The 26700-nt window shown below is 35.1% G+C and carries 33 protein-coding genes and 1 pseudogene; 23 read left to right on the top strand and 11 right to left on the bottom strand.

Annotated features, from left to right (window positions below; translation table 11 throughout):
• The first annotated feature begins 82 nt into the window (after positions 1 to 82).
• From truA to MHB61_RS06550, 7 genes and pseudogenes are all read left to right on the top strand, one after another.
• Positions 83 to 844: a tRNA pseudouridine(38-40) synthase TruA gene (gene truA / locus MHB61_RS06580; protein WP_003131523.1), complete on the top strand. Its 762-nt coding sequence runs from the start codon at positions 83 to 85 to the stop codon at positions 842 to 844.
• 32 nt (positions 845 to 876) lie between these two features.
• Positions 877 to 1665: a bifunctional hydroxymethylpyrimidine kinase/phosphomethylpyrimidine kinase gene (locus tag MHB61_RS06575; RefSeq protein ID WP_010905393.1), complete on the top strand. Its 789-nt coding sequence runs from the start codon at positions 877 to 879 to the stop codon at positions 1663 to 1665.
• A 39-nt stretch (positions 1666 to 1704) separates the two neighbouring features.
• Positions 1705 to 2205, top strand: a complete 501-nt coding sequence (locus MHB61_RS06570; RefSeq protein ID WP_003131521.1) for an ECF transporter S component — start codon at positions 1705 to 1707, stop codon at positions 2203 to 2205.
• Positions 2186 to 2728: a TIGR01440 family protein gene (locus MHB61_RS06565; RefSeq protein WP_010905395.1), complete on the top strand. Its 543-nt coding sequence runs from the start codon at positions 2186 to 2188 to the stop codon at positions 2726 to 2728. Before MHB61_RS06570 ends, MHB61_RS06565 begins: the two co-directional genes overlap by 20 nt.
• On the top strand, positions 2729 to 3865 hold the full coding sequence (locus MHB61_RS06560) for a pyridoxal-phosphate-dependent aminotransferase family protein (RefSeq protein ID WP_003131519.1): 1137 nt from the start codon (positions 2729 to 2731) through the stop codon (positions 3863 to 3865).
• A 234-nt stretch (positions 3866 to 4099) separates the two neighbouring features.
• Entirely contained in the window at positions 4100 to 5707 is a 1608-nt protein-coding gene (locus MHB61_RS06555; RefSeq protein ID WP_003131516.1) for a CTP synthase, read from the top strand.
• 138 nt (positions 5708 to 5845) lie between these two features.
• A pseudogene (locus MHB61_RS06550) lies at positions 5846 to 6759 on the top strand (lactate/malate family dehydrogenase).
• Between the two features lie 31 nt (positions 6760 to 6790).
• On the opposite strand, the gene MHB61_RS06545 reads toward MHB61_RS06550, so the two are convergent.
• From MHB61_RS06545 to MHB61_RS06525, 5 genes are all read right to left on the bottom strand, one after another.
• Positions 6791 to 7663 carry a DUF1003 domain-containing protein gene (locus MHB61_RS06545; protein WP_003131512.1) on the bottom strand — a complete coding sequence of 291 codons (873 nt, stop codon included), beginning with the start codon at positions 7661 to 7663 and terminating at the stop codon, positions 6791 to 6793.
• A gap of 347 nt (positions 7664 to 8010) precedes the next feature.
• Positions 8011 to 8211, bottom strand: a complete 201-nt coding sequence (locus MHB61_RS06540) for a YjzD family protein (protein WP_012897261.1) — start codon at positions 8209 to 8211, stop codon at positions 8011 to 8013.
• A gap of 97 nt (positions 8212 to 8308) precedes the next feature.
• Entirely contained in the window at positions 8309 to 8788 is a 480-nt protein-coding gene (locus tag MHB61_RS06535) for a nucleoside 2-deoxyribosyltransferase (RefSeq protein WP_010905396.1), read from the bottom strand.
• Complete coding sequence (locus MHB61_RS06530) at positions 8772 to 9326, bottom strand: LOG family protein (RefSeq protein WP_003131507.1); 555 nt, start codon at positions 9324 to 9326, stop codon at positions 8772 to 8774. Before MHB61_RS06530 ends, MHB61_RS06535 begins: the two co-directional genes overlap by 17 nt.
• Entirely contained in the window at positions 9326 to 9979 is a 654-nt protein-coding gene (locus tag MHB61_RS06525; RefSeq protein WP_003131506.1) for a deoxynucleoside kinase, read from the bottom strand. Before MHB61_RS06525 ends, MHB61_RS06530 begins: the two co-directional genes overlap by 1 nt.
• 479 nt (positions 9980 to 10458) lie before the next feature.
• Here MHB61_RS06525 and MHB61_RS06520 point away from each other — a divergent pair, with 479 nt between their 5' ends.
• Positions 10459 to 13641: a DNA polymerase III subunit alpha gene (locus MHB61_RS06520; RefSeq protein ID WP_003131504.1), complete on the top strand. Its 3183-nt coding sequence runs from the start codon at positions 10459 to 10461 to the stop codon at positions 13639 to 13641.
• A gap of 30 nt (positions 13642 to 13671) precedes the next feature.
• Here the strand turns inward: MHB61_RS06520 and trhA are convergent, their stop codons facing one another.
• On the bottom strand, positions 13672 to 14325 hold the full coding sequence (gene trhA, locus MHB61_RS06515) for a PAQR family membrane homeostasis protein TrhA (protein ID WP_137016363.1): 654 nt from the start codon (positions 14323 to 14325) through the stop codon (positions 13672 to 13674).
• 201 nt (positions 14326 to 14526) lie between these two features.
• Here trhA and MHB61_RS06510 point away from each other — a divergent pair, with 201 nt between their 5' ends.
• The 5 genes from MHB61_RS06510 (at position 14527) to MHB61_RS06490 (ending at position 18470) form a co-directional block, all read left to right on the top strand.
• The gene (locus tag MHB61_RS06510; protein ID WP_014570388.1) at positions 14527 to 15363 is read left to right on the top strand and encodes a DegV family protein; all 837 of its coding nucleotides are present in this window, start codon (positions 14527 to 14529) and stop codon (positions 15361 to 15363) included.
• Entirely contained in the window at positions 15356 to 16216 is an 861-nt protein-coding gene (locus MHB61_RS06505; protein WP_137016361.1) for an SGNH/GDSL hydrolase family protein, read from the top strand. The genes MHB61_RS06510 and MHB61_RS06505 overlap by 8 nt, the downstream gene beginning before the upstream one ends.
• A complete protein-coding gene (locus MHB61_RS06500) occupies positions 16213 to 17424 on the top strand; it encodes a glycoside hydrolase family 3 N-terminal domain-containing protein (RefSeq protein ID WP_003131498.1) in 1212 nt (403 codons plus the stop codon). Before MHB61_RS06505 ends, MHB61_RS06500 begins: the two co-directional genes overlap by 4 nt.
• Before the next feature lie 9 nt (positions 17425 to 17433).
• A complete protein-coding gene (locus tag MHB61_RS06495) occupies positions 17434 to 18090 on the top strand; it encodes a YpmS family protein (RefSeq protein WP_010905401.1) in 657 nt (218 codons plus the stop codon).
• 104 nt (positions 18091 to 18194) lie between these two features.
• The gene (locus MHB61_RS06490) at positions 18195 to 18470 is read left to right on the top strand and encodes an HU family DNA-binding protein (protein WP_010905402.1); all 276 of its coding nucleotides are present in this window, start codon (positions 18195 to 18197) and stop codon (positions 18468 to 18470) included.
• Positions 18471 to 18577: 107 nt separating this feature from the next.
• On the opposite strand, the gene MHB61_RS06485 is transcribed toward MHB61_RS06490, so the two are convergent.
• The 5 genes from MHB61_RS06485 to MHB61_RS06465 form a co-directional block, all read right to left on the bottom strand.
• Positions 18578 to 19726 (bottom strand): tyrosine-type recombinase/integrase, encoded by a 1149-nt coding sequence (locus tag MHB61_RS06485; RefSeq protein WP_137016359.1) that lies wholly within the window; start codon positions 19724 to 19726, stop codon positions 18578 to 18580.
• A 126-nt stretch (positions 19727 to 19852) separates the two neighbouring features.
• The gene (locus tag MHB61_RS06480) at positions 19853 to 20350 is read right to left on the bottom strand and encodes a hypothetical protein (protein ID WP_137016357.1); all 498 of its coding nucleotides are present in this window, start codon (positions 20348 to 20350) and stop codon (positions 19853 to 19855) included.
• A gap of 18 nt (positions 20351 to 20368) precedes the next feature.
• Positions 20369 to 21268 carry an exonuclease domain-containing protein gene (locus MHB61_RS06475; RefSeq protein ID WP_137016355.1) on the bottom strand — a complete coding sequence of 300 codons (900 nt, stop codon included), beginning with the start codon at positions 21266 to 21268 and terminating at the stop codon, positions 20369 to 20371.
• A gap of 38 nt (positions 21269 to 21306) precedes the next feature.
• Entirely contained in the window at positions 21307 to 21741 is a 435-nt protein-coding gene (locus tag MHB61_RS06470) for a hypothetical protein (RefSeq protein ID WP_058212482.1), read from the bottom strand.
• Between the two features lie 9 nt (positions 21742 to 21750).
• On the bottom strand, positions 21751 to 22086 hold the full coding sequence (locus MHB61_RS06465) for a helix-turn-helix domain-containing protein (protein ID WP_023163790.1): 336 nt from the start codon (positions 22084 to 22086) through the stop codon (positions 21751 to 21753).
• A gap of 295 nt (positions 22087 to 22381) precedes the next feature.
• On the opposite strand from MHB61_RS06465, the gene MHB61_RS06460 reads away from it, so the two are divergent.
• The 10 genes from MHB61_RS06460 to MHB61_RS06415 all read left to right on the top strand — a co-directional run bounded on the left by MHB61_RS06460 (position 22382) and on the right by MHB61_RS06415 (position 26697).
• Positions 22382 to 22588 (top strand): hypothetical protein, encoded by a 207-nt coding sequence (locus MHB61_RS06460; RefSeq protein ID WP_023163791.1) that lies wholly within the window; start codon positions 22382 to 22384, stop codon positions 22586 to 22588.
• Positions 22589 to 22603: 15 nt separating this feature from the next.
• Positions 22604 to 22864: an excisionase gene (locus tag MHB61_RS06455; protein WP_137016353.1), complete on the top strand. Its 261-nt coding sequence runs from the start codon at positions 22604 to 22606 to the stop codon at positions 22862 to 22864.
• A gap of 158 nt (positions 22865 to 23022) precedes the next feature.
• Complete coding sequence (locus MHB61_RS06450; RefSeq protein WP_014573405.1) at positions 23023 to 23217, top strand: DUF1655 domain-containing protein; 195 nt, start codon at positions 23023 to 23025, stop codon at positions 23215 to 23217.
• Between the two features lie 4 nt (positions 23218 to 23221).
• Complete coding sequence (locus MHB61_RS06445) at positions 23222 to 23647, top strand: hypothetical protein (RefSeq protein ID WP_137016351.1); 426 nt, start codon at positions 23222 to 23224, stop codon at positions 23645 to 23647.
• A gap of 34 nt (positions 23648 to 23681) precedes the next feature.
• Positions 23682 to 23921 carry a hypothetical protein gene (locus tag MHB61_RS06440; RefSeq protein WP_010905408.1) on the top strand — a complete coding sequence of 80 codons (240 nt, stop codon included), beginning with the start codon at positions 23682 to 23684 and terminating at the stop codon, positions 23919 to 23921.
• Positions 23918 to 24172, top strand: coding sequence for a hypothetical protein (locus MHB61_RS06435; RefSeq protein WP_137016349.1), 255 nt, complete (start codon positions 23918 to 23920; stop codon positions 24170 to 24172). Before MHB61_RS06440 ends, MHB61_RS06435 begins: the two co-directional genes overlap by 4 nt.
• Complete coding sequence (locus MHB61_RS06430; RefSeq protein ID WP_012898685.1) at positions 24169 to 24363, top strand: hypothetical protein; 195 nt, start codon at positions 24169 to 24171, stop codon at positions 24361 to 24363. The genes MHB61_RS06435 and MHB61_RS06430 overlap by 4 nt, the downstream gene beginning before the upstream one ends.
• On the top strand, positions 24350 to 24676 hold the full coding sequence (locus MHB61_RS06425; protein ID WP_137016347.1) for an HTH domain-containing protein: 327 nt from the start codon (positions 24350 to 24352) through the stop codon (positions 24674 to 24676). The genes MHB61_RS06430 and MHB61_RS06425 overlap by 14 nt, the downstream gene beginning before the upstream one ends.
• 7 nt (positions 24677 to 24683) lie before the next feature.
• Positions 24684 to 25262 carry a hypothetical protein gene (locus tag MHB61_RS06420; RefSeq protein WP_046780977.1) on the top strand — a complete coding sequence of 193 codons (579 nt, stop codon included), beginning with the start codon at positions 24684 to 24686 and terminating at the stop codon, positions 25260 to 25262.
• A complete protein-coding gene (locus tag MHB61_RS06415) occupies positions 25255 to 26697 on the top strand; it encodes a VapE domain-containing protein (protein WP_010905412.1) in 1443 nt (480 codons plus the stop codon). Before MHB61_RS06420 ends, MHB61_RS06415 begins: the two co-directional genes overlap by 8 nt.
• Positions 26698 to 26700: the final 3 nt, after the last annotated feature.

Below are 26700 nucleotides of genomic sequence, written 5' to 3'. Positions count from 1 at the left end.
TAAAAGAAACATATTAAAAAAGGATAAACCATTATAAAAAAAGAAAATAAAGTCCTAATAAAAATTGTGCTATAATAGAAAAATGACAAGATACAAAGCCACAATAGCCTATGATGGCACAGATTTTGCAGGTTTTCAAAGCCAAACAAATCAAAGAACAGTTCAAAAAGAAATTGAAAAAATACTGACGAAGTTAAATTCTTTTGAGCCAGTTATTTTACAAGGCTCAGGCCGAACAGATTCTGGAGTTCATGCTTTTGGTCAAGTCATTCATTTTGATTTAAAGGGTAAAGTTCGTGATTTGGAACGTCTGCGATTTGGTTTAGACACTCAAACCCCAGCAGATATTGCAGTAAAAAAAGTGGAACTTGTCCCAGATGATTGGCATGCAAGATATCAAAAGCATGAAAAAACCTATGAGTATTATCTAGAAAATTCAATTACACGAAGTCCATTTCAAAGACATTCTAAAGCCTATTTTCGCTATCCACTTAATTTTGAGCGGATGCAAGAAGCAATGTCAAAGTTGGTTGGAGAACATGATTTTACAGGTTTTACAGCATCGGGTTCATCAGTTGATGACAAAGTAAGAACGATTTATCAGGCAGAAATTATCCGTCTTGACGAAGAAAATTTCAAATTTATTTTTCGTGGCAATGGCTTTTTGTATAAACAAGTGCGAAACATGGTTGGAACAGTCATTAAAATTGGTAATGACCGAATGCCTGTCAGCCAAATAGATAAAATATTGACCTCTAAAAATAGAGATTTTGCAGGACCAACAGCGGCACCTGAGGGTTTATATTTGAAAGAAGTCAAATATGCGGAAAATACTGACATCTAAAAGCTACTGTCAGTAAAATTAATGGAGAGAAGATGCCAAAGAATTTAAATGAAAGCAAAAAAATTCTAACAATTGCAGGTTCAGATATCCTATCCGGAGGCGGGATGCAAGCTGATTTAGCGACTTTTGCAGCCAATGGGCTTTATGGCTTTTGCGCCTTAACAAGCATTGTAACTGTCAAAGAAGATAAATTTTTTGTTCATCCAGTAGAAAAAGAACTCTTTCAAGAAGAGTTGGAAAGTTTAAGCGATGTGGACTTTTCAGCCATAAAAATAGGACTATTACCCAATAAAGAAATACTTGAACTGACCAAAAACTGGTTGACAGATCTGTCAGTGAAATCTGATACTCCAATTATATTAGACCCAGTCATTGTTTTTAAAGAAAATGCTGACTATTCGGTCAATGAAATGCGTGACCTTTTCATCAGCCAACTCTTTCCTTTGGCGACTGTAATTACCCCGAATCTCAAAGAAGCAGAAATACTGACAGGGCTGTCAGTAAAAAGTAAATCAGAGATGAAAGAAGCAGCCAAACTTTTGCATGATTTTGGAGCAAAAAATGTCGTCATCAAAGGAGGAAATCGCTTTGACCAAAAACAAGCCATTGACCTTGCTTATGATGGAAAAGCTTTTTATGAATTATCAAGCCCGATTATAGAAAATAATAACAACGGAGCAGGTTGTACCTTTGCTTCATCAATTGCGGCCAATATGGCTTATAATCACCCCTTTAAAGATTCAGTCAAGAATGCAAAAGACTTCGTTTATCAAGCCATTCAAAATGCAAATGAATATGGTGTTTTTCAAAATAAAAAATAAATTTCCAAAAGTAAACCAAACTTCTAGGAAAAGTAGGAGATGAAACTCATGGACAACAGAAATATCAAAAAATTAACTTTACTTGCGATTTGGACAGCAGTCACTTTTGTTCTAGGTCGCCTATTTACCTTCCCTATTCCAGGTTCAGCCGGTAATATATTAACCCTTTTGGATGTCGGAATTTATACAGCAGTCTTTCTGTTTGGTAAACGAGAGGCGGCAATAATTGGGGGCTTTGCAGCCTTTCTACTTGATTTGACTGCAGGCTACAGTAACTACATGTTTTTCAGCTTAATTATTCATGGCGGGCAAGGCTATCTCGCAGGATTGACAAGATACAAATGGCTTAACTTTTTGCTCAGTCTTGTCTTTATGGTTGGAGGATATTTTATTGTTGGTGGATTAATGTATGGCTGGGGTTCAGCCATTGCGGGACTTTGGGTAAATATTATTCAAGTTGTGGTTGGCTTTGCTTTAGCAAAAGTCTTGAGCCCGCTCATTGAAAGGACAGGTATTTTAAATGGATTTAGAAAAGCTTAAAAAAGACACACAAGTCATTATCGATGATGTCATAAAACAAACAGAAATTAAAGCTGGTCAAGTCTTTGTTCTTGGTTTATCTTCATCAGAAGTAAATGGTGGTTTAATTGGCCATGCCAGTTCTAGTGAAATCGGTCAGGTCATTGTTTCTGTCATACACAAGACATTGTCAGACAAAGGAATCTATCTGGCGGTCCAAGCATGTGAACATCTTAATCGTGCGTTACTCATTGAAGAGGAATTAGCCGAAAAAAAAGACTGGGAAATCGTTTCTGTGATTCCGCAACTCCACGCTGGTGGAAGTGGTCAAGTTGCCGCCTACCAACTCTTTAAATCTCCAGTTGAGGTAGAACATATTGTTGCCAACGCCGGTTTAGATATTGGTGATACTAGTATTGGAATGCACGTAAAACACGTCCAAATTCCCGTTCGCCCAATTTTAAGAGAACTTGGTGGCGCTCATGTAACAGCTCTTAAATCACGTCCTAAACTCATTGGTGGAGAACGTGCGAGGTACAAATAAATGAAAGAGATGTTAATCATGACCCCAGGTCCAACTGAGGTGGCTGAAAATGTACGATTAGCAAGAGCAAAGGCAACAACGAATCCGGATATTGATTTAGCCTTTTATGACTTTTACAAAAAAACTTGTAGTAAACTTGCTCAATTTTTAAAAACCAAAAACGATGTCAGAGTTTTAGCTGGTGAAGGAATTTTAGGATTGGAAGCGGCTTGTGCTTCGTTAACCGAAAAAGGTGACCGCGTACTTGTGCTTGATAATGGTATTTTTGGTCATGGCTTTAGTGATTTCATTGAGCTTTACGGAGGTGAAGCAATTCTACTGGAGAGTTCAGGAAAAGAAGCATTTTCCTTAGAAATTCTAGAAAAATTTTTAGAAAAAGACCATGACTTTAAATATGCAACAGTCGTTCATTGTGATACACCCTCAGGCGTCTTAAATGACCTCTCAAGCATTTGTCCTCTCTTAAAAAAATATGGAATTCTAACCGTTGTTGATTCGGTTGCGGCAATGGGTGGTGAAGAGTTACAAGTTGATAAGTGGCAAATTGACATTGCTCTTGGTGGCTCTCAAAAAGTGATTTCAGCTCCACCAGGCTTAACAATTGCATCTATTTCAACAGAAGCTTATCAAGCGATGACAGAGAGAAAAAGCCCCATCGCAAGTTTTTATTGTAATCTCCTTACTTTTAAAGATTATTATGAAAAAAAATGGTTTCCATATACCATGCCAATTTCTGATATCTATGGATTAGACCAAGCGATAGATAATCTTCTTGCCGACCAAGAAATTTTGAAACGTCATGCGATGATTGGTCATGCGACAAGACAAGCAATTGAAAATTCTCCTTTGGAACTTTATTTGCAGAATGGCTATTCAAACACCGTTTCTGTTATTAAAGTGCCAGAAGGTCTGAATGATCAAGAAATCTTAAGGAAAATGCGTGAGAACTATCGAGTGATGATCACAGGATCATTTGATCATTTAGCAGGTAAAGTTTTAAGAATTGGGCACATGGGAGAGAATGCGAGACCAAATAAAGTGGCTTACAGTCTATATGCGCTTCAAAAAGTATTAGAAGATTTTGGTATTGCATTTAAAAATAATTTACAAGAAGATTTTTTAGAAGCTCTGAATTGAAAAAGAAGTGAAGCTTATAGCTTCTAATACAAATAAAAAGAAAAATCTGATATTACAATGGTTCATGAAAAATTAAAAAACAGACTTTTGACAAAAAAGGAAAAATCAGATATAATTATTTTCGGGCACTGGTTTTTTATTATAAAAAATCAGTAACGGTAGGCTCCCCTCTGGGGAGCTGTTTTTGTTTTTCCCAGTTATTTCTGTTTTGTAAAAAGATTAGAGGAGATTTAGATGTCAACTAAGTATATTTTCGTCACTGGTGGTGGTACTTCGTCAATGGGTAAAGGGATCGTAGCGGCATCGCTCGGTCGTTTGCTTAAAAATCGTGGGCTTAAAGTCACTGTCCAAAAATTTGACCCATACCTTAACATCGACCCAGGGACAATGAGCCCTTATCAACATGGTGAAGTCTTTGTTACTGATGATGGTGCTGAAACTGACCTTGACCTTGGTCACTATGAACGTTTCATTGACATCAATTTAAATAAATATTCAAATGTTACTTCCGGTAAAGTTTACAGTGAGATTCTTCGTAAAGAACGTAAGGGAGAATATCTCGGAGCAACTGTCCAAATGGTACCGCATGTGACTAACATGTTGAAAGAAAAAATTAAACGTGCAGCAACAACAACTGATGCAGATATCATTATCACAGAAGTTGGTGGAACGGTTGGCGATATGGAAAGTTTGCCATTTATTGAAGCTTTACGCCAAATGAAAGCCGAAGTTGGTGCGGACAACGTCATGTACATTCACACTGTTCCAATTCTTCACTTGCGTGCTGCTGGAGAATTGAAAACTAAAATCGCCCAAAATGCGACTAAGACACTTCGTGAATATGGTATCCAAGCTAACATGCTCGTATTACGTAGTGAAGTTCCAATCACGACAGAAATGCGTGATAAAATTGCGATGTTCTGTGACGTAGCACCAGAAGCAGTCATTCAATCGCTTGATGTTGAACACTTATACCAAATTCCATTGAACCTTCAAGCACAAAATATGGACCAAATCGTTTGTGACCATTTAAAACTTGATGCACCAAAAGCAGATATGACAGAATGGTCAGCAATGGTTGACCATGTCATGAACCTCAAGAAAAAAGTAAAAATTGCTTTGGTTGGTAAATATGTAGAATTACCAGATGCTTATATTTCAGTGACTGAAGCGCTTAAACATGCAGGTTATTCATCTGATGCCGAAGTTGATATTAACTGGGTTAATGCTAATGATGTAACTGATGAAAATGTTGCTGAACTTGTTGGTGATGCTGCAGGAATTATTGTTCCTGGAGGATTTGGTCATCGTGGCACAGAAGGTAAGATTGCAGCTATTAAATATGCGCGTGAAAATGACGTTCCAATGCTTGGAATCTGTCTTGGAATGCAATTGACAGCAGTTGAATTCGCTCGTAATGTTCTTGGACTTGAAGGAGCTCATTCATTTGAATTAGACCCTGAAACAAAATATCCAGTCATTGACATTATGCGTGACCAAGTTGATGTTGAAGACATGGGTGGAACACTACGTCTTGGACTTTACCCAGCTAAATTGAAAAATGGCTCACGCGCTAAAGCAGCCTACAATGATGCTGAAGTGGTTCAACGTCGCCACCGTCACCGTTATGAATTCAATAACAAATTCCGCGAAGACTTTGAAAAAGCTGGTTTCGTATTCTCAGGCGTTTCACCAGATAACCGTTTGGTTGAAATCGTTGAACTTTCTGATAAAAAATTCTTCGTGGCATGTCAATATCACCCAGAATTGCAATCACGTCCAAACCGTCCAGAAGAACTCTACACAGAATTTATTCGTGTAGCGGTTGAAAATAGTAAATAATATAGGCTAAAAAACCTCCGAGATTAGGAGGTTTTTTATTTGTTTTAAATAATCAGAATATTTAAACATAGCTTGTTTTCCCATACTTTTTGTATTATAATAGATTCAATTTAAATCTGAAGAAAAAGGGGTGAAAAGATGCGTAAAGTAGGTCTAATTGGTTGTGGTCATGTTGGAGCAACGGTGGCTCTTGATATTGTTCAAGGAGGTCTTGTAGATGAGTTGATCATTATTGACAAAAAAAGAGAAAAAGCTGAAGCAGAGGTTCTAGACCTGCTAGATGCCCTTTCTCTTTTGCCGTTCTATGTCGAAATTTATGTTGGAGAATATACTGATTTAGTAAATGCCGATATCATTTTATCGACCTTAGGCCATATTGAACTAATTAAACCTGGCGGAGACCGTTTTACAGAATTAAAAGCAAATATTCCAGAAATTAAAGAAGTTTCTGAGCAATTAAATAGGATTAATTTCAAAGGAATTCTGATTGCAACAACTAATCCAAATGATGTGATTGTCAATCTCTATTCTCAATTACTGAACCTTCCTCAAAGTCATATTATTGGAACGGGAACATATTTAGATACTGCAAGAATGAAAGCACAAGTAAGTAAAGCATTAAAGATTGATGGGCGGGCTATTGAAGGATATGTCCTTGGAGAACATGGAAACTCACAATTTACCGCTTGGTCAACGGTCAGAGTTGGGGACAATCTTTTTTAGAGATTGCTAAAGAAAAAAATCTAGATTTAGAAGACCTAGAAGAAAAAGCGCGTCAAGGAGGCTTTGCTGTCTTTAATACGAAAGGTTATACTAATGTTGCCATAGCTGCAGCAACAGTATCTTTGATGAATCTGGTGCTTTCTGATGCTAAGAGTATTGCTATCTGTTCACATTATGATGAAAAGTTTAAATCCTATATTTCTACCCCTGCTTTGATTGGTAAAGAGGGAGTAGAGGCCCTTGTAAAACTTCCCTTAACTTTTGAAGAAGAAGTTAAGCTCAAACAATCAGTCTGTGAAATTCAGGAAAAAATAGATTATTTTAGTTAAAAAAAGAGCCTGTTCATTTGAACAGACTTTTTTAATCAGCATTAGCCATGCCTTCTTCTTCCTCATCGTCAGTATTTTCTTCAATACTGTCAAGAGTTTCTTCAAAACTATCAAAAGTTTCTTCAAAATCATCAAGTTGATCTTCGACATCATCCAAACGCTCACGAATATCTTGGTTTTGTTGATAAACTTCGTTAAGAAGAATTTGGATATCTCCAAGCATTTCGGTTTGAATTTTTTGAATTTGCATATTTGAAGCTTGATCATCCATCATCAAATGGTCAAGTTTTTCATGGAGGGCAGCTACCCCTTTTTCTGATTTAACATTGACTTGGAAGTCATTTTTAGCAGACAAGCGGTCATGGTGTGCAGCACGATTTTGACTCATCATAATCAAAGGGGCTTGCATTGCGGCCGTAATCGATAGAAAAAGGTTGAGGAGAATGAATGGATATTTATCCCACTCAACTCCGAAAATACCAGAGACATTAACAAACATCCAAACGACTAAAATTCCAAGATAAGTTAGAATGAAAGCCCACGAACCGACAAATTCAGTAACTTTATCAGCCACACGTTCACCGATAGTTTCTTGGGTTTGAAGTTGTTCTTCCACGTCATGAATCTCAAAATTTGCCTTAGTTAATTCTTCATTAAGTAAATCATTAACGGTAAAGTTTTTTTGCAAGTCAAGATGAAAAAGGGTATCTAAGACCTCCAAACGGAATTTAACCTGATGTTCATTACAGATGAAATCATGACTGGTTGCTTCTGGGTAATCGCGCATGATAACGGTTTGAAGGCTAGGGTCAAGATTCTCAAGGAAATCTCCTCCTGACCGGCGATGAACACGACCGTTAACAAGACAGACGACTTTATTTTTATTAATTGGAGTTGGAGCCATTTTATAGCATGGTTCAAGCTTGTAAAATCTAATTTCTTATTTTGTGAAATGGGTCAAGTTTTTTGAATTAAAATCAAAAAGTTGGCACAAGAAGAGCGCCAATCTACTCTTGGTCAATTTGACAGAATAAGTAATCATAATAATTGCGGGTTTGGGTCGACCTTTCAAAGCTTGAGCGCTCTCCTTTCATTTAGGTTTTTAAAGGACAGTTTAAATATGTCCATATTAAATTATAAGGTATTTTAAGAAATTTGCAAGCCTCAGGACCAAAATAAAAACTCCTGCAGAGCAAGAGTTTTTATTTTCAAACGCTTTTTAGCGAAAGAACCTGATAAAATATCAGTAATTTAGTTTGCTTTAGCCTCTTTTTCCACAGCTACAGCTTGGAAAAGATATACAAAAAGACCAAAGATAAGCGAGATAATCGTTGTCCAAAGTTCAGGGTCTGGAACGCCAGCAAGAGCAGTTGCAACATAACCTACAACTTGTCCAAGAGCAAGCGACCAAAAAAGTGTGACAATAAGTTTCATATTTACGCTTCTTTCCATTATTTTCTATCCGCCTATAGTATAGTACAAATTATGACAAATTTCAAATTTTATATATAAAGGAGCAGATAAAAATAAGCAGGTACTTATCTCTTTACTACTGGTATTTTCCACTATATGGGATTAGTTTAGACTCTAAAAAATCATATTCTTCAACTTGTTCAATCTGGGTGAAGAAAGCTCTATTTCGCTCAGTGAGCATTATATTTGCTGGAATAGTATCTTCAAAACGAATAAGATAGGTTGGTTTTTCTAAAGCGATGGCGTAGCCAAGCTCCCAAGCTGTTCCAGAATCAGTATCTTGATGATCGAAATCAACAATTGCAACGATGATATCTGCTTTATTTACCTCATTTACATCATTTTCCATTGTCGCTTTGGCCCATTCAGGGGTAAAAGCTTCAACTTCTTGTGGTAAAGATTCAGGATGTTGACATCTCATTGGGCTAAAAAAGTTTGCTACTGTTTTATTTTTTGAAAGTGCATTTTCTAAAAGTTCAACTTTTTTTATTTGACTTTCACTAAAAAATGGTGCGGCAAGGTAAACGTTAACTGCTTGATTAAACAACTTGTTCAAGTTTCAAATCTCCTAATAATTCTATGGTTTCTTCGGCGGTATCAACAAGAGAAATGGCATCTATGACTTCTTTAGAAATCATTCCTTCCTTAAGTTGCAAGCGCAGTAGGTCAAAAAGAGGTTGATAAAATTTTCGACCAACAAAAATGACTGGGCGGACAGCGGTTTGGTTGATAGACATCTCAGTTAAAAGTTGAAAACTTTCTTCCATTGTCCCAAATCCACCAGCTAAAATGACAAAAGCTTCTCCTAAATCAATGAGTTTACGTTTGCGCTCATCCATTCCACTTGTTAAATAAAGTTGACTGGCATTTTGACGAGGTGGTTCTAAAGGGAGAATTCCATCAGGATAAACGGCAATAACTTTACCTTGATGACGAATGACTGCATCTGAGACCATTCCCATACACCCTTCTTCGGAACCACCATAGACGAGGGTATGGCCTGATTTAGCAAGTAATATTCCTAATTTTTCGCTTGTATCTTTATAGATTGGATTTTTTCCATCTCTTGAAGAAAGAAAGACGGTGACATTCATTAATTATTTTCTCCTTCAATTTCTTTTAATTTTTCTTTGATTTGTTGCAAAACATGAATTTTTGATTGTTCGTCCTCCACAAAATCATATTTATCGCCATCAATTTGGATTTTGGGACAAATATCAAAGTCTTCAAACCAAGTATCATATCTGCTATTTAATTCTTTATAGTAGTCATATAAACTTGGATCGTATTCCAATTGTTCAAATTGACGTCCTCTTTTTTTGATTCTTTCTAGCATTTTATCAAAAGAAACTTTGACATGAATGAGTAAATCAGGCCTTTTTTTGAAAGATAAACTATCAATTTCTTCCAACATATTGTTAAGTAAGTCATCATAAACCTCGACTTCCGTTTCATCTGCTCGTCCTAAATCGGCGTTCAAATGAAAAAGCAGACTATCTTCATAAATCGAGCGGTCTAATACATTATTATTATCAGACAAGGCTCTTTTGATTGAATCAAATCGCTTATTTAAAAAGTATATTTGTAATAAGAAGGCATATTTTTGAGGGTTCTCATAGAATAATGGCAAAACTTTATTATCGTCAACACTCTCATAAAAAGCTTGTGTTTTCAATTCCTCCGCCAACATCTCAGTTAAAGAGCTTTTTCCTGCTCCGATTGTTCCAGCTAATACTAGCACTGTCATTACACCTTTACCATTCTATTTTTAGTTTTAGTGATTGTTTAATTAAAAATTAGTAATAAATAAACAAGGCTTGCTCATTATAGTGCAAAAAAATGTTCTCGTCAAATTGCTAATATATAAGCTATAAATGCTGTTGTTAAAGGATTCTTTTAGTTTTTATAATTTTTTTATTACGATTAATAAAAAGGTGAAACATCTTAGTTTTTTGTAATAAAAACGAATTAAAAATAAGAATGAAAGCAGTTTTTAAAATCAAAAAATGTCAAAAATGTTGGACGTTTTCAGCCGTTAAGTTGTTTTTTGATATCAATTCAGTTAAATTTAATTACTTTTGTTTGCGTTTAATAACTAAAATTTGACACTTTTTTTGTTCTTAGTTTGTCTAAACTTATCCCAAGTTCAAGCTAAAATATAGTATAATAAAATTAATATCTTTTAATTAAGAAATACCAGTCGTTTTAGCAAGAAAGGAGGAAAATATGTTTGCACCCTTGAATACAAAAACTGAATATAGTTTTTTAGATAGTGTCGTTAAAGTTGATGACTATTTGGAAACGGCGCACCGTTTAGGTTATCAAACGGTTGGAATTTGCGATGTTGGGAATCTTCATGCTGCTTTTCGTTTTGTCAGAAAAGCTCAAAAATTTAATTTGCAACCCATTATTAGTATTGAGCTAAATTTTGAATGGCGGGGTTTACCAATTGCTTTTTCTTTTATTGCTAAAGATACTGAAGGTTATAAAAACTTACTTCGGATTTCGACGCTTCATAACTATGGACGCCGTCAATTTTCTGATATTCAAAATCATTTATCAGGAATCGCCTTGATTATTCCTGAAACTTACGGAAGTTTGAGCGAGCTGACAGAACTTTCGTCAGTAGCTGATGAAGCTTTTATTGGGATTGATCAACTGACAGATAAAGGGGCTAAATTTAATTTACCAACACTTCCTTTTCCTGCTATTCGCTATTTGAATTTTGCTGATAATGAAATTTTAGCAATTTTGCATGCAGTGCGTGATGGAGTTTCTTTCGATGAAAGTTTAACAATCAGTTCTAATGAACTTCTTCAAAGACCAGAAGCTTATGAGACTTACTTCCTGAAATATTTTCCACAGGCTTTGAAAAATCTGTCAGCATTAACAGCAAAGATTGCTTATCAGTTCGATGAAAAATTGGAGCTTCCTAGATTCGATAAGAAGAGACAGGCAGTTGAACATTTACGAGAAGAAGCGACTTTAGGTTTGTCAGCTCGACTTGAAGAAAAAAATTTACTGACAGAAGTCTCGTCAGTAAATTTGCAAGATTTGTCAGTTTATCAAGAACGTTTAGAAAAAGAGTTGTCAGTCATTCATCAAATGGGATTTGATGACTATTTCTTGATTGTCGCGGATTTGTTGCGTTATGCCCGTGAACAAGACATTTATTGTGGAATGGGGCGTGGTTCAGCGGCCGGCTCCTTAGTTGCCTATGTTTTAGGAATTACACAAGTTGACCCTGTTCAACATAATCTTTTCTTCGAACGTTTTTTGAATCCAGAACGTGTGGCCATGCCCGATATTGACATTGACATGCCAGATGACCGTCGTGCTGAATTATTGGCCTATATGAAAAACAGATATGGTTCAGACCATGTCGCACAAATTGTTACTTTTTCAACCTTGGGTAAAAGACAGGCGCTTAGAGATGTTGGTAAAGCTTTTGGAATGACTGAAGCTGAATTATCCAATTTGACTCGGATGCTTGTGCGTCGTTTTGGAACTTTGGCTGATGAGTATGAAAATAATCAACGTTTTAAAGCTGAAGTGTTAAAAAATGGAAAATTGAAAAGAATTTATGAAGTTGCAAGACGAATTGAGGGAATGCCCCGTCAGACTTCAACACACGCTTCAGGTGTCGTTCTTTCTGAAGAATCTTTGGTGAATTATGTATCATTAAAACCGTCAGAAGATTTGGCTTTGACGCAATATGAGGCGCCAGATGTTGAAGCAATTGGACTTTTGAAAATTGACTTTTTGGGATTACGTAATTTAACAATAATTTCTAGATTACGTGATTTGGTGAAAAGACGTCAAAAAATTGATATTGATCCACTAAAAATAAATTTGGAAGATGAAGACACATTGGCCCTTTTTCGGGCTGGAAACACCATGGGAATTTTTCAGTTTGAAAATCCACAAATGCGACGTTTTTTAAGAAATCTTGCCCCAAGTAAATTTGATGATATTGTTGATGCAACTTCAATTTTCCGTCCTGGTCCATCACAGTTTATTCCACAATTTGTTGCTCGACGACATGGGAAAGAAATTGTGCCTACTGTGGATGATTCTATTAGTGAAATCTTAAAGCCAACATACGGAATTATGATTTATCAGGAGCAAATTATGCAGGTGGCTCAAGCTTTTGCTGGCTTTTCTCTTGGGAAAGCTGACCTTCTTAGACGAGCAATTTCTAAGAAAAAAGGGTCTGAGTTAGAAAAGTTGCGTGAAGATTTCTTAGATTCAGCAAGCCATAATGGACATTCTAAAGAAAAAGCAGAAGAAATCTATGACTTAATTGAACGTTTTGCTAATTATGGTTTTAACCGTTCACACGGTTTTGCTTATGGGGCACTTGCTTTTCAAATTGCTTATTTTAAGGCACATTTTCCTGATGAATTTTATGAAATTCAATTACGTGATCGCAAACGTGAAGTAATGATTTTAGATGCGTTAGAAAATGGGTTTGAAATAGAAAAACCAAGCATCAATCTGATGAAAATTGGCGATTTTGTAAAAAATAAAAAGATTCGTTTAGGATTGGCTCACGTTCAAGGAATTTCTCGTGATTTAGCAAAATGGATTGTTGAAAATCAACCCTATAAAGATTTAGCAGACTTTGTCGAAAAATTACCTAATAATTTTCATAAAAAAGAAAACATTCTCCCTTTGATTCAGATTGGAGCCTTTGATTATGCAGATTCAAATCGAGGGAAATTAGCTTATAATTTGGCTGACCATGCTAATTTATTAAATTATTATAGTGATGATATTTTTATGGCAAGTTCTGGTGGGGGCTTTGCCTATCATGAGGCAGAAGATTATTCAGAAACTGAAAAATACGATTTTGAAAAAAATTTATTAGGAATTGGGGTAACACCACATCCTTTGCAAAATCTAGCTCGCAGATTTGAAGGTAATTTTACACCTCTTGCTCAACTTGTGAAAAATAGGCGAATGACTATCTTGGTTGAAATCAATTACATTAGAACGCATCGGACTAAGACAGGGCAAACAATGGCCTTCTTAACAGTATCTGATAGTCGTGAAAATTTTGATGTGACACTTTTTCCAGAGATTTATCGTCAATTTTCTGGTGAGCTTGAACAAGGGAAATTTTATCTCATCAGTGGAAAAGTAACAGAACGTAATGATGAATTACAGCTGGTTACTGACCGAATAAGTCCAGCTTTAGAAACGGATAGAAAACTTTGGCTAAATTTAAGAGATGATAAGTATAATCAAAAAATTTCACAAATTTTGCGTGAATTTCCGGGCTCTCATCAAGTGATTCTTCACTATTCAAATTTGAAAAAAACAATCCAAACAAAAATTTATGTGGAAGAATCGGAGATTTTACAAAAAAGGCTAGAAGGGTATGTTATAGCTGGTATTTATAAATAAAAAACCCGTTCATCCGAACGGTTTTTTATCTTATCCCACATAAAGGTAAACAGAGAAGAACATGAGCATTGCAGCCAGTAAAACAAAGAGGTGCCATACCACATGGGCAAAAGGAAATTTAAAGTGATAGATGAGTGCTCCAACAGAATAAACAACGCCACCAGCGACTAAAAGCCAGAAACCTACGGGATCCAGGGCATTCCATAAAGGATAAATGACAATTAAAATCATCCAACCAAGAACGACGTATAAAACGGTTGATAATTTTGGTGTTTTACCCCATTTTGGTAAGTATATTGATGTTAAAACAATCCCTAAAATAGAACATATCCAAATAACTGCTAGGACAATCCAACCTAGCCAATTGTTTAAAGCAACTAAACAGTAAGGGGTATAAGTTCCAGCAATCAAAAAGAAAATTCCGTTGTGGTCAAAAACTCGAAAGACTTTGACTGCTTTAGTAAAATGTAAACCGTGCGCTAAAGTTGAACATAGAAAAAGAATGACTAACGAAGCTCCATAGATTGTAAAAGCAACCACTTCAAGTGCAGAACCAGATGCGGCACCTTTAATGACAAGGAGAACTAATGCTGCAATTGCTAGACCAGTTCCTGCTCCATGAGTAACTGCATTGAAAATCTCATTGAGAATCTGATAGGTTTTTGAACCTTGTGTTTTTTCCATTTGGTCTCTCCAATTTATTGATTTATTCAGCTTTTGAGCAATTTTTAATTTGTTTTTGGAATCAAAAAAATAATATTATCAACCTTTTTTGCTCTTTCCAACTGAAAATTTGTTATAATATATGATAGCACAAATTGTATAGAAAAGGAATTGGACTGCCGACTTTCTCTTATGAGAAAAATGGGAGTTCAGATAGTAAATATGCCAATAAAAATTGTGACAGATTCATCCATTACGATTGAGCCAGGAATTGCTCGTGAACTTGACATTACTATTGTTCCGTTGTCAGTAACGATCGATGGAACAATGTATTCAGACGACGACTTGAAGTTTGAAGATTTCATGGTCAAAATGGCTGCATCAAAAAACTTGCCTAAAACAAGTCAGCCACCAGTTGGTGTTTTTGCCGAGGTTTATGAAAAAATTGCTGCTGAGGATGATGAGATTATCTCCATTCATTTAACAGAAGCATTGTCAGGAACAGTAGAAGCAGCACGCCAAGGGGGAATGCTTTCAGGTCGTAACGTAACGGTCATTGATAGTGACTTTACTGACCAAGCACAAAAATTCCAAGTGGTTGAAGCAGCGCGCCTAGCAAAAGCAGGAGCATCTAAAGAAGAAATTTTAGAAAAAATTAAATATATTCGAGAAAATACAGAGCTTTTTATCGGATTTTCAACATTAGAAAATTTGGTTAAAGGTGGTCGTGTTAGTCGAATGACAGGACTATTTGGAAGTCTTTTACAAGTTCGCGTTATTGGAACTTTGAAAGACCGTGAATTGAATACTCTTTTACGTGGACGTGGAAGTAAAACTTTTTATAAATGGCTTGAAGAACTTTCAGATTCTATTAGTAGTTCTGGACGTAAAATCCGTGAAATTGGAATTTCTCATGCTCAAGGTTTAGAATTTTCACAAAAAGCGAAAGAAGTTTTGCAAAAATTTGTTGAAAAACCTATTTCAATTTTAGATACCAACACGACAATTGCCACTCATACAGGTCCTGGAGCTTGGGCAATTATGATTGATTATGAATGATAAATCTAAAAATATGATGAAAAATTTTATACGTACATTTGCCGGCTTGTTGCTGGCAATTTTGCTAATTTTGGGCTTCTTTTTGCTCGTTTTTCCAAAGGCAGGAGACCGATTTTTAGCTGACAAAAAAGTTTCAACTCTGTCAGCAAAAAATCTGACTTATGCAGCTTTAGGAGATTCACTGACAGAAGGAGTTGGAGATGCCACAGGACAAGGTGGTTTTATCCCTTTATTTGCCAAAGATATTGAGAATAAGACAGATAGCTCTGTCAGTAGTCAAAATTTTGGGAAAGCTGGAGATACAAGTACTCAAATCTATAATCGTATGATGAAAAGTAAAAAAATTACTGACGGCTTAAAAAAGGCTGATATCATTACGATTACCATTGGAGGAAATGACGTCTTAAAAGTCATTCGTGATAATGTCAGCAAACTCTCATCAATGACAGAAAAAGATTTTACTAAGCCAGAGGAACTTTATCAAGCACGAGTGAAAAAATTATTAGATAAAATTCGTGAAGACAATCCCAAAGCGCAGATTTATGTCCTCGGAATTTACAATCCTTTTTATCTTAATTTTCCTGAGCTTACAGTCATGCAGAATGTGATTGATAGCTGGAATACAGCGACTGCTGGCGTTGTAAGTCAAGAAAAGAACACTTATTTTATTCCAATCAATGACTTACTTTATAAGGGTTCAGGAGATAAACAAGCGGTTGAATCTGGCAGTACATCCGATGCAGTTTCCAATAACTTACTTTATACAGAAGACCATTTCCACCCAAATAACGTAGGTTATCAACTTATGGCTGATGCAGTATTTGCAAGTTATAAGGAGGTCAACCAAAAATGACTAAGCGCTTAAAGAAAAAAGCAAAACCAGTTGTTTTTCTAGCTCTTGTTCTTGGTTGTGCATTAATTTTATCAGGAGTTCTTGGTTTGGCGGGACATTTAAACGAACAAGAATCGTCTAAAACAAAAAAGAAAAGTCAATTGTCAGAAACTAAAAGGAGTTCAACTTCCCCAAAAAATATGGATAAAAATATTGAGCAGATGACTTTGGAACAAAAAGTTGGTCAGTTATTTATGACAGGAATGCCAGCAAATAACTATAATCAGGCAACTTTTGATGCGATTGAAAAGTATCAAGTAGGTAGTATTATTTTGACTGGTCGCTCTAATCTCAGTGTCCCAGAAATGAAAGATATTACTGACAAACTACAAGGCTTAGCACCGGCTAATCGCAAACTCTTGATATCCTGTGACCAAGAGGGAGGAAATGTTCAAGTTCTCCAAGGTCAGGGTTTTTCACAGATTCCTGATGGATTAACTCAAGGAAGTTGGACAGCTGATAAATTACAAAAGGAATCACAAACTTGGGGAAGTGAACTTTACGCAGCTGGAGTGAATTTTGACTTAGCACCAGTTGCTGACCAAGTTTTATCTGCCGACTTTGCTCCACAAAATGCTCCAATTGGCTATTGGAGTCGCCAATATGCTTATGATAAAGCAAGTATCATAAGCCATGCTCAAGCATTTACGGAAGGCATGAAAGCAGCCAAGGTTTTGACAACTGCTAAACATTTTCCAGGGCTTGGAGCGGTGACAGGCAATACAGATATCAGTGCAGGTGTTAGAGATGACCAAACGAATTCCAATAGCGAATCTGTTCAAATTTTCAAAGATTTAATCTCTTCTGGGACACCTTCGATTATGACCGCAACCGCTATTTATGATAAAATTGACCCTAATCTTCCCGGTGCTTTTTCATCCAAAATGGTTGATGGTTTACTACGGAAACAATTAGGCTTTGATGGTTTGGTTATTACAGATGATTTATCAAATGCTGTCCAAGTACAATCATGGACGCCTGGTCAAAGGGCAGTTTTAGCATTGTCAGCAGGAAATGACCTTGTTTTAGCAAATGAGCCTACACAAATTCCAGAAATGATCTCAGAAGTTTTGCAAAAGGTAAAAGCAGACCCAGACTTTGCTAAAAAAATCAGTCAATCAGCCACAAGAGTGATTAAAGTAAAAGAAGAAATGAAACTTGTAGAATAGAGAAGCAAAATGGAAAATAACGAAAATCAAACAAGAAAATCAAAAACAAAAAATTCCACTAAGCCAAAAACTGAAAAAGAAGAAGGCCTTAAAAAACGTCCTATTTGGAAATGGCTCTTTATTATTCTTTTGGCTCTGAATATAGCTGGAGTTGTGTTTATTGCCATTCGCGTGACTAGCCCAAGAGACCAAACGGTTCTCAATCAAAAATCAACTAATAGTTCAGACCAAAAGGTTGCTCAGATTACGAGCACAACTTCGCAGCTTAATGAATTGATAAATAGTTATTTAGAAACTTATCAAACTAAAGAAATGACTTATAAGTTTTATATTTCTAATCAACAAGCAGTTCTTGAAGCATCTTATAAACTTTTTGGAACCAAAATTCCACTTTATATTTATTTTGAACCTCTGGCACTCTCAGATGGTTCAATTAGTCTATCTGTCCAAAATATTTCCGCTGGAAGTTTGAGTTTACCAACTTCGGAAGTTCTGCAAATCGTTAAGGCATACGACTTGCCAGACTTTGTTCAAGTTGAAAGTAAGAAAAATCAAGTGGTCATTAATTTGTCCAAAATAAATGTCTCAGGTAATCTTTATATTAAAGCGAATCAAATTGATTTAGCCAAAGGGAATTTTGTCTTTGATTTCATGAAAAAAGCCTGAAAAACGCATTAAAATGGCATTTTGACTTGCAAACTAGGCTAAGATTTGCTAAAATGAAAATTGCCTATGTTTAAGGTAAAAAACAAATGGAGGACATTTCTAAAATGGCTAACAAACAAGATCTTATCGCTGAAGTTGCAGCAAAAACAGGATTGACTAAAAAAGATTCAGAAAAAGCAGTTAATGCTTTTGGTGAAGTTGTAACTGAATTCCTTGCAAAAGGTGAAAAAGTTCAATTGATCGGTTTTGGTACTTTCGAAACTCGCGAACGCGCAGCTCGTGAAGGACGTAACCCACAAACTGGTGAAGCAATCAAAATCGCTGCTACAGTTGTTCCTGCATTCAAAGCTGGTAAAGCATTGAAAGACGCAGTTAAATAATTATAGCTATAAAACATCAAGTATCACGCTAGTTCGTGGTACTTTTTGTTTTTTTTAAAATGAAAAAGGGGCACAAAAGGGGCACAAAATAAAAAACTGGCAAAGGCTCAGTTCTTTTTATTTAGTATATCTATTATCGAAGATTTCATATTTTCGGTAACGTGAGTGTATATAGCAGTTGTTGTTTTACCGCCATCCTTATGCCCTACTCTATCGACAATTTCTTTGAGGGGAACATTGTTTTCTGCCAGATAGCTTATTAATGTATGACGGAAGATATGGCTTGATAGATTCTTGTTTATTGGCGATTTAAGGCGAGAATTTGCTCTTTTAATTGCAAGGTTAAAGGAGTTTGTCTGCAACGGAATACCACGCTTAGAAACGAAAATATAGCCCATTTCGTTATAATCGTTTCTTACAGATTTGGACAAATTATTTTGTTCAATTATTTCGTCTAATATCTCTATTTCTCGGTCACTCAAATCTACTGTTCTAAAACTAGATGCGGTTTTAGGAGTTGTTTTGACTCCTTTTGAATAACCAACCGTTTTATCTAAAGTACCGTGAATGTCTATTTTTCGTTCACTTCTTTTATAATTTTCTTTTTTTAAAGCTATCGCCTCTCCCATTCGACATCCATTCAATGACATGAACTCAGCAAGTAAAGCCAATCTACGAGTGTTTGACCTGCTGTACAGTTCTGAAAGTAGGGCTTTTAATTCGTTTTGTTCAAGGTATTTGTTTTGTATTTTCTCTAAATCCTTTACTGTCTGAATCTTTTTTGGAAGTTTAGCTTTTCGAGCTGGATTATATTCAATGTATTCTAAATCAACAGCATAATCAAATATAAGATTTAGGGTTGATTTTGAGCGTTCTAACTTGCTACGAGGACAGTCTGCATCATTTATAAATTTTTGTATAACTTTAGATGTAACATTTGATATTTTAATTTCCTTGTCAAAATAATCAATTATAAAATTAAAAGAACTTTGAAGAGCACTAATGGAGGATTGTTTTATAGATTTTTTATAAAAGCTCCACCATTCTTCAGCTATATCTGTAAATTTAGCATTGGAAGTAGAACTGTTATTAATTTTAGATTCTATTTTTTCAAGGAGTTCTGCCTGTGCAACTTTCTGTGCTCGTGGAGTTTTTTTATCAAGTGTAACAGATACTTTTTTTAGTTTCTCTGTTAGTGGATCACGGTATCTTTCAAAATACTTATATTTCCCGTTTGGTAAATCTTCTATCCACATTTGCTTTTTATACCTCATTTCTGATAAAATGGTATAGTAAAAAGCTTGTTAAAAGCCTTTATACTATATTTATAGTTTAAATCTGCCCCCTCCGTCGTAAGTTGTGGCGGATTTTTTTATAGATAATTATAAGTCAAAAGATAAGTTAGAATTTTCAGCATTTATGTGCTTCTTAGAATTTTCAAGCTCATCGTTGATTTGTATATTTAATGTACTAATAGAGTCTTCAATTTTACGAATTTCTGCTGTGCTATACTCTAATATATACTTTTTGAAGTTTTTGAAAATTAGTGTTGGTAAATTATTTTTCTTTCCGTATTTTTCTTCAGAATTTGTTTTAGAAACAGCATAGGAAAATCCTTCTCGAATTATTTGTTCTCTATTAGAAAATATCTTTGGCATCAACGCTTCTATAGCTTTATCAAAAGATTGTTCATCGAGAAGCCCCTCTCTGCATATAACTTGTTTGTTTAACATAATTATTACAAATTTAGACTCGTTTTCGTATTCTATCTGTCTAATTAACTCTTTTTCAAATGCCTTTAAATCACGAAGTTTTTGTTGTTTCCCTTTAAGATTTATCTGCATTTTTTCGAGATTAGATTTCTTTGATTCCTTTACCATTTTTTCTCCATCTAAATTTTAATGTTGGCTTATTATGTCAAGAAAATCAGATTCAGTAATAATAATTAAATCTTGTCCTTGCTCAATAAGCATCTTTGCTTTTTTCATTTTTGAAGTTTCTTTATTTCCTTTAGTATATTTGTAATCAATATCTCCAACAACTAATATATTGGTTGATTTTGTGACATTATTTTTTTCAGGAATGGCACCAATAATTTTAGATATCTCTATAGCTTCGTTTCTTTTAAATTTATTTAAACTTCCAGTAAAGATTATTTTTTTATTATATATAAATGAAGTTTCGTCTAAATGATAATTTTCAAAACTAATTTTATCTTTTACTTTTAGTGCTTGTGATTGATAACGAGGGACAAAAAAAGTATTAAGGTCTAATTTTTTATATTCATTTTTTAGTATATTAAATGCATGATATGTTGTTTTCACGTCAGATAAAGCTCTGTGAGCTTGCTCTTCAGAAATATTGAAATTATTTTTTAAATCCTTTAATCGATAGTGTGGCCAATTTTTAAATATTTTCCTCGTTAAGGTCATAGTATCAAAGTATTCGTTATCTAAATGCCTGTTTATACCAGCGCTCACAAAATTTATATCAAATTTTACATTATGACCAATTAGATAGTCCTGACCAACAAAGCTAACAAATTTTTCTAAAGTTTCTTTTTCTGGTTCACCATAAAATAAGTCTTCATCAGAAATCCCTGTTAGTGTTTTAATGATACTGGGTAGTTCAAAATCTATTTTAATCAATGAACTTAACTCATCCACTATTTTATTATTTCTTACTTTTACAGCACCTATTTCAATGATTTTGTCATTTCGTGGGGAGAACCCTGTTGTTTCAACATCAAAAACGACATAATCTGTAATCTTATCTATTTCTATTTCGCTATTAGTCATATTTCATCCTTTTAGACTTGAGGTATTTTTTGAATGATTCAAAAAATTAATTGTGATTGATTCTCAGCAGCGATTTGTTCCATCTCCTGAGCTGCCATATCATAAAATTCTTTCACGGATAGTTTAAATCTAGTCAAAAATCGTTCTGGAGTATAGTAGCAAGCGTTATAGTCGATTTCTTCTAAATAATCGACAGCCTTACAATGTATCATGAATCTATTTGCCTTAGCTTCATTAATAATATGCAATTGACTTGGACTTAGTTTAGAAAGTGTACGTCCTTTAATTTTATGTCCGCATTCATGTAATATTACGCATTCAGTTTCATCTTCACTTAGACCTAGTCTAACAAATACAATTCCGTTTTCCGATTGACACTCTTCGGCATAAGGAACATAAAAACCCTTATCGTGCAACTCAGGAGCCCATATTAAGACTATTCCTGTTTCACGCAAAATATCGTGATAGTCCATATAAACTCCTTATTTTTTGTTCTTACCTGCAAAATAACCAGCTAGAAGGCCTTTTATTATTTCCTTATCATGATCATCCATTGGTTGACCTGAATAACCTTCTGCATTATCAATTGCTTCAAGAAGTTCAGGAGAAAACTGAGGCCCGTCAATTTCTTCTCTACCTAGCAAATAATCTACAGAAACATGGAAGTAATCCGCTATTTTAGCTAAATCCTCACCTTTTGGTTTACGAGTTTTCCAACCGTAAATAGCATTTTCGCTGAGACCGATATCTATTGCAACTTTTTGTAAGCTAATTTTTTGGTTATCAGCTAAATTTTTTATTCTTTCAAACGTAGTCATATCAAGCCTTTCAAGGTATCACAAAAAAATATTTTATAATTTTGAATAAAACACTTGACAATGTTTATGAATTTGTATAAAATAGTTTTTGTAAAGATAAATAGTTATTTTTATAAATGAAAGATAAAGAAAACCTAAATAAATACTAATGAACAACGCCGCCAAGCTAGTTTTATAAAGTGTTTTATAGGCTCTTTAACTATGCTCTTATTTTATGACATTGAATAAAAAAAGTCAAGAGTTAACTACGAAAAATAATAAAAATACTTTACTAATACTTTGAGAGGAGTAAAAAATGACGGAAATTGCATTAGAAAAAATGCGAACAGCAGTGAATAAATACCGTAAAGAATCTGGTATTTCAATTAAAACATTAGCGTTTGCACTTGATGGAATCAGCGAACAACAATTGAGAAATGCACTCAATAAAACTGATGGTGGTCCTAAGGCTGTTGAAATGCTTGCAAAATTAATGGAAATTTATCCAATTAAATTTAAGTAAAGAAAGGAATAAAGCATGCCATACGCAAAAATAACATACCTACCTGTAGATAAAGAAGAAGACGCAGAATGGTGTGACAAAAAACACCTTATGGAAGTCTGGCAAGGCTTATCAAAAGGCACATTAACAGCCTGGCTTACTGAAATGAGAGATCGACCTGAATTTAAAAAAGGCGTACTTAATCCAACTCACGGACTTGTATTTATCAATAAAGAAATATTCAAAGAGTTTGTAGAGTGGAAAGAAGCAACTCGCTATAAAAGTTATAAAAAGTAGGAAGAAATATGCTTCTTGATACAGTTACTATTAAATCCATAATAACAACAAAAAAAGCCGAACATCTCCCCAGATAAACGACTTTAAACTATAAGTAAGGCAAGCTCTAACAAAGCTTTTCTTACTCTAATTATAACAAATTGGAGAATAAAAACAAAATGAATAATACAGCAAACAAAGAAACTTATATCTTAGATGACACCGTAGCTTTTGAACTCATGGACTTATTAAAAGCTAAAGCAAGACACTTTATCCAACTTAACGAGTACGTTTATCGCTTGTTTGACGGTCAATCAGTAGTAACTTTCACAACTTTAGAAAACGATATTCAAGTAGAAATGGTTAAGGGGTAAGAATATGAAAACAATAGACGAAAAATTGAATGTACGTGAAGAAATCGAACAAGCAGTCGCAAAAGAATGCAATTATATAGAATTTAACCCAGTATTTGAAGATTTGTTTTTCTCTCTTAACTGGCCCGAAGAACAAGACGGCTTAAAATTGGAAAAATACGATATCTATCAAGCATTAATGACCGCTTATAGTGTGGGATTTAATCGCGGTAAAAAAGCGCACAAACCTACAAAATGGCTAGAAAAAGAAACCAAAGAATTTGAAAATTATTGGCAACTCTATAACACTGTAAAAAATCAGGCTATTAAAGATATATCAGGCGGAAGCGTGGCAAGAAAAAGCCGTGAATTTAATTCTTTGGTAACTCGTAGAATGTACGAGGCAGGAATGGCAGAGGAAAAGAAAAACTGGACTTCTTGGGATAAGTAAGGGGTCAAGGCAAACTTTTATCAGAGGATTGAAAATGCAAAATATTATTAGAGCTTGCCCTTATGTGGCTGGTATTGATAGCGTAGGGTTGCGAAGTTTAAAAGGCTATCACACAGAGCTGACAGATAAGCAGATTGAAAAATTAGACCCATTGAACGCCAATACAGGCACTGTTGATTATAGCTTTAAAGTTCGTAAATATAAGCAAGGTGTCCGATTTGAGGGCGAAAAAGAGGGCGGAGAAATCAGTCTCTTTGATGAGGTAGCGAAATGATTGAATACCACCAAGGTTACACGGCTATTAAACGGTACGGACGGAATAGTTTTAGACCAGCAGGCAAACACCCGTTTAAGATGATTCACAATGCACGAGCAGTCAAATATGACTTGATACAGCAGTTCGAAGCAAGTACAGGTATTCTCTTATCTAGCGGAGTGAAAAGCAATTTATGCACGCAACCAGTACCGTTTTTAGGTAAGCAATTAGCTGTTATGAAAGTACAAATAAAGGAAAATAAACCATGAAAATTACGATTGATGTCCTTGAAAATGAAAGTAATAAGGACAATTTAGAGTATCTTATCAGCGATACAAGCAACGAAGCTATTACTGTTTTAATGTTTGCCTTGATTGGCGAAGCTAGACAGAGAGCAAGCTATGAGCAATTTTTAGAAACCATTACTAGAATTTGGGGGTATCTCAATGAAGATAACTGATTTACAGAAATTAGATCAAAACATTATTAAAATACTGGCAGACCATAAAGGGATTGATAAAGCAATTAACGGTAAAATGTTGGCTCAATCTCTAAATGTAGATTTTCGGACGTTGCAAGGAAGAATTGCATTTTTGCAAGGGAAGGGTTGCGCCATTGGCTCAATTGATAATATTGGATATTTTGCCCCTACTAATGAAGAGGAGCGCACCAAAGGCATTACGAAAAAAGAAAACATGGCTTATAGCACTCTAAAAGCGGTCATGGGCGTTCGAAGTGCCTCACTTGACTGGTTAGATGAAATGATTGATTAGGGGAGATATGGAACTATTAACAATTCGCCTAAATAAAATAGTAGCTAAAAAACTGATGAAAGGTGCAGGAGAGACACTCATTTTGGAGAAAGAAGATTTCTATCAATATGTTTATCTTGTCCCTAATAATATGAGCTTTAGTGGTCATTTTGATTCGGTTCTTGATATCAGTGTGAGCCAACATTGGGAGATTTTTAACTTTCTAACCTCTAAATATCAAGAACAAGGGTATAAAAAAGTGCATTATAAACATCCAGCGCATCCATCCAATAAATTTATGAAGTTTCTTAATAAGCTGCAGCGTGATCAATCTGAAAAAGTCGCTACCGTTTATCGACAAAATGCCTTCGAGAAATTCAAAGATGAAATCGTGATGCATCAGGGCTTCTTGAATAGTAAGAACATGATGAAGTTTATTATTTTAGGAAAGAAACACGGCTATAACTATAAATATCTCATGATGTGGGCTGTTTCAGAAATTGAAGCGACTTGTGACGGGACTCAGAAACAAGGCTTACTGGCTGATTTTATAAGTCTTGCGGATGAATATTTTGATGAAAAAGAAAGAGAGGTGTTGAGTGACTAATGTAGATGATGATTTTCAAAATATGATTAACAGCTACGAGGAAGAAAAAGCAAAAGCAGAGAGTAAGAAGTCAGAACAAAAACCACCTCAGAGCGATAAAATCGTTAAAGTTAAATTTGAAGCTGAAAATTTCGCCCTCAATCAGTATGGTAAACCAAAAGTAAATTCTTTAAAAAACATACGAATCGCCATAGAAAATGACAACATTTTAAAAAATCAATTTGTGTTTAATTCTTTTACACAAGAAATAGAAATCAGAACCCCTTTCAAGTTGAGAGGAGTAGAGATTGAGAATGACGGGTTAAAAGAGGTTTATATTACGGCTATTCTTGAACATTTTGAAGAAAAATATGATGTTTTATTTGATAGTCGGCTTCTAGTCAATGTAATTAATAAAATTGCTTACGAAAATAAATATAATCCTGTTCAAGATTTCATGGAAGACTGTTACAAGAATTGGGATAAGGTCAAACGTGCAAGAAGTCTATTTCCTGATTATTTGGGGGCGAAAGAAAGTGATTTAACCGAACGAATGACCAAACTGTTTTTTGTTGGGGCTGTCAGTAAGGTTTATCGTCCTCATGATAAGTTTGACTTTGTTTTGGATTTGGTAGGAGGCCAAGGCTCTGGAAAGACGACCTTTCTTACTAAGATGGGGCAAGGCTGGTACACAGATTCAATGAAAAATTTTGATGATAAAGACCAGTTAGTCATGATGTTACGTGCTTTGATTGTGAATGATGATGAAATGGCAATCAGTAACAAAATACCCTTTGCGGATTTAAAGAAGTTTATCACTCAAACAGTTTTGTCTTTCAGGGCGCCCTATGGCACAAAGGTAGAAAATTATGCCAAAAACTTTGTTATTGCTCGAACAACTAACCATGAAGAATATCAAAAAGACAGAACAGGGGCAAGGCGATTTCTTCCCGTTCATTGTTCAAAAGAGTTACAAAAATATCATCCTGTTTCTGATTTAGATGATGCCACCGTCCGCCAAGTTTGGGGTGAGATGGTTCACTACTACAAGGAAGGGTTCAGTTTTAAACTCTCAGAGGAAGAAGAAAAGCAACTCAATTTGGAGCGATCAGATTATGAATATTTTGATGAACAAGAAGAATTACTTGAACAGTACCTTGAAATTCCGATTCCTACAGATTTCTATAAAGTACAAGGAAATAATACAAGGATGCACGAGCGGAGAGCCTATATTGGCTTTATTCTTCAATCTGGAGAAACCCCTAAACATGAGTTTAGAGGGGAAATCAAACCAAGAGAATTTGTGACGGCTACCTATTTCTATTGGGAAGCGATGGGGATTGAGACTGGTAAGGGAAGCGCAAAAATAGTTTCTAAGTTCAAGAACTCGATGAATAATAAGAATGGCTGGCAAAAATCTAAACGGAAGGGGACGAGGGGTTATAAAAGAGAATAGGGG

The sequence above is a fragment of the Lactococcus sp. FSL K6-0773 genome, from assembly GCF_038006485.1.
Lineage (GTDB): Bacteria > Bacillota > Bacilli > Lactobacillales > Streptococcaceae > Lactococcus > Lactococcus lactis.
Note: the sequence above shows the minus strand (reverse complement) of the source record. Positions and strands in the feature narration are given on the sequence as shown.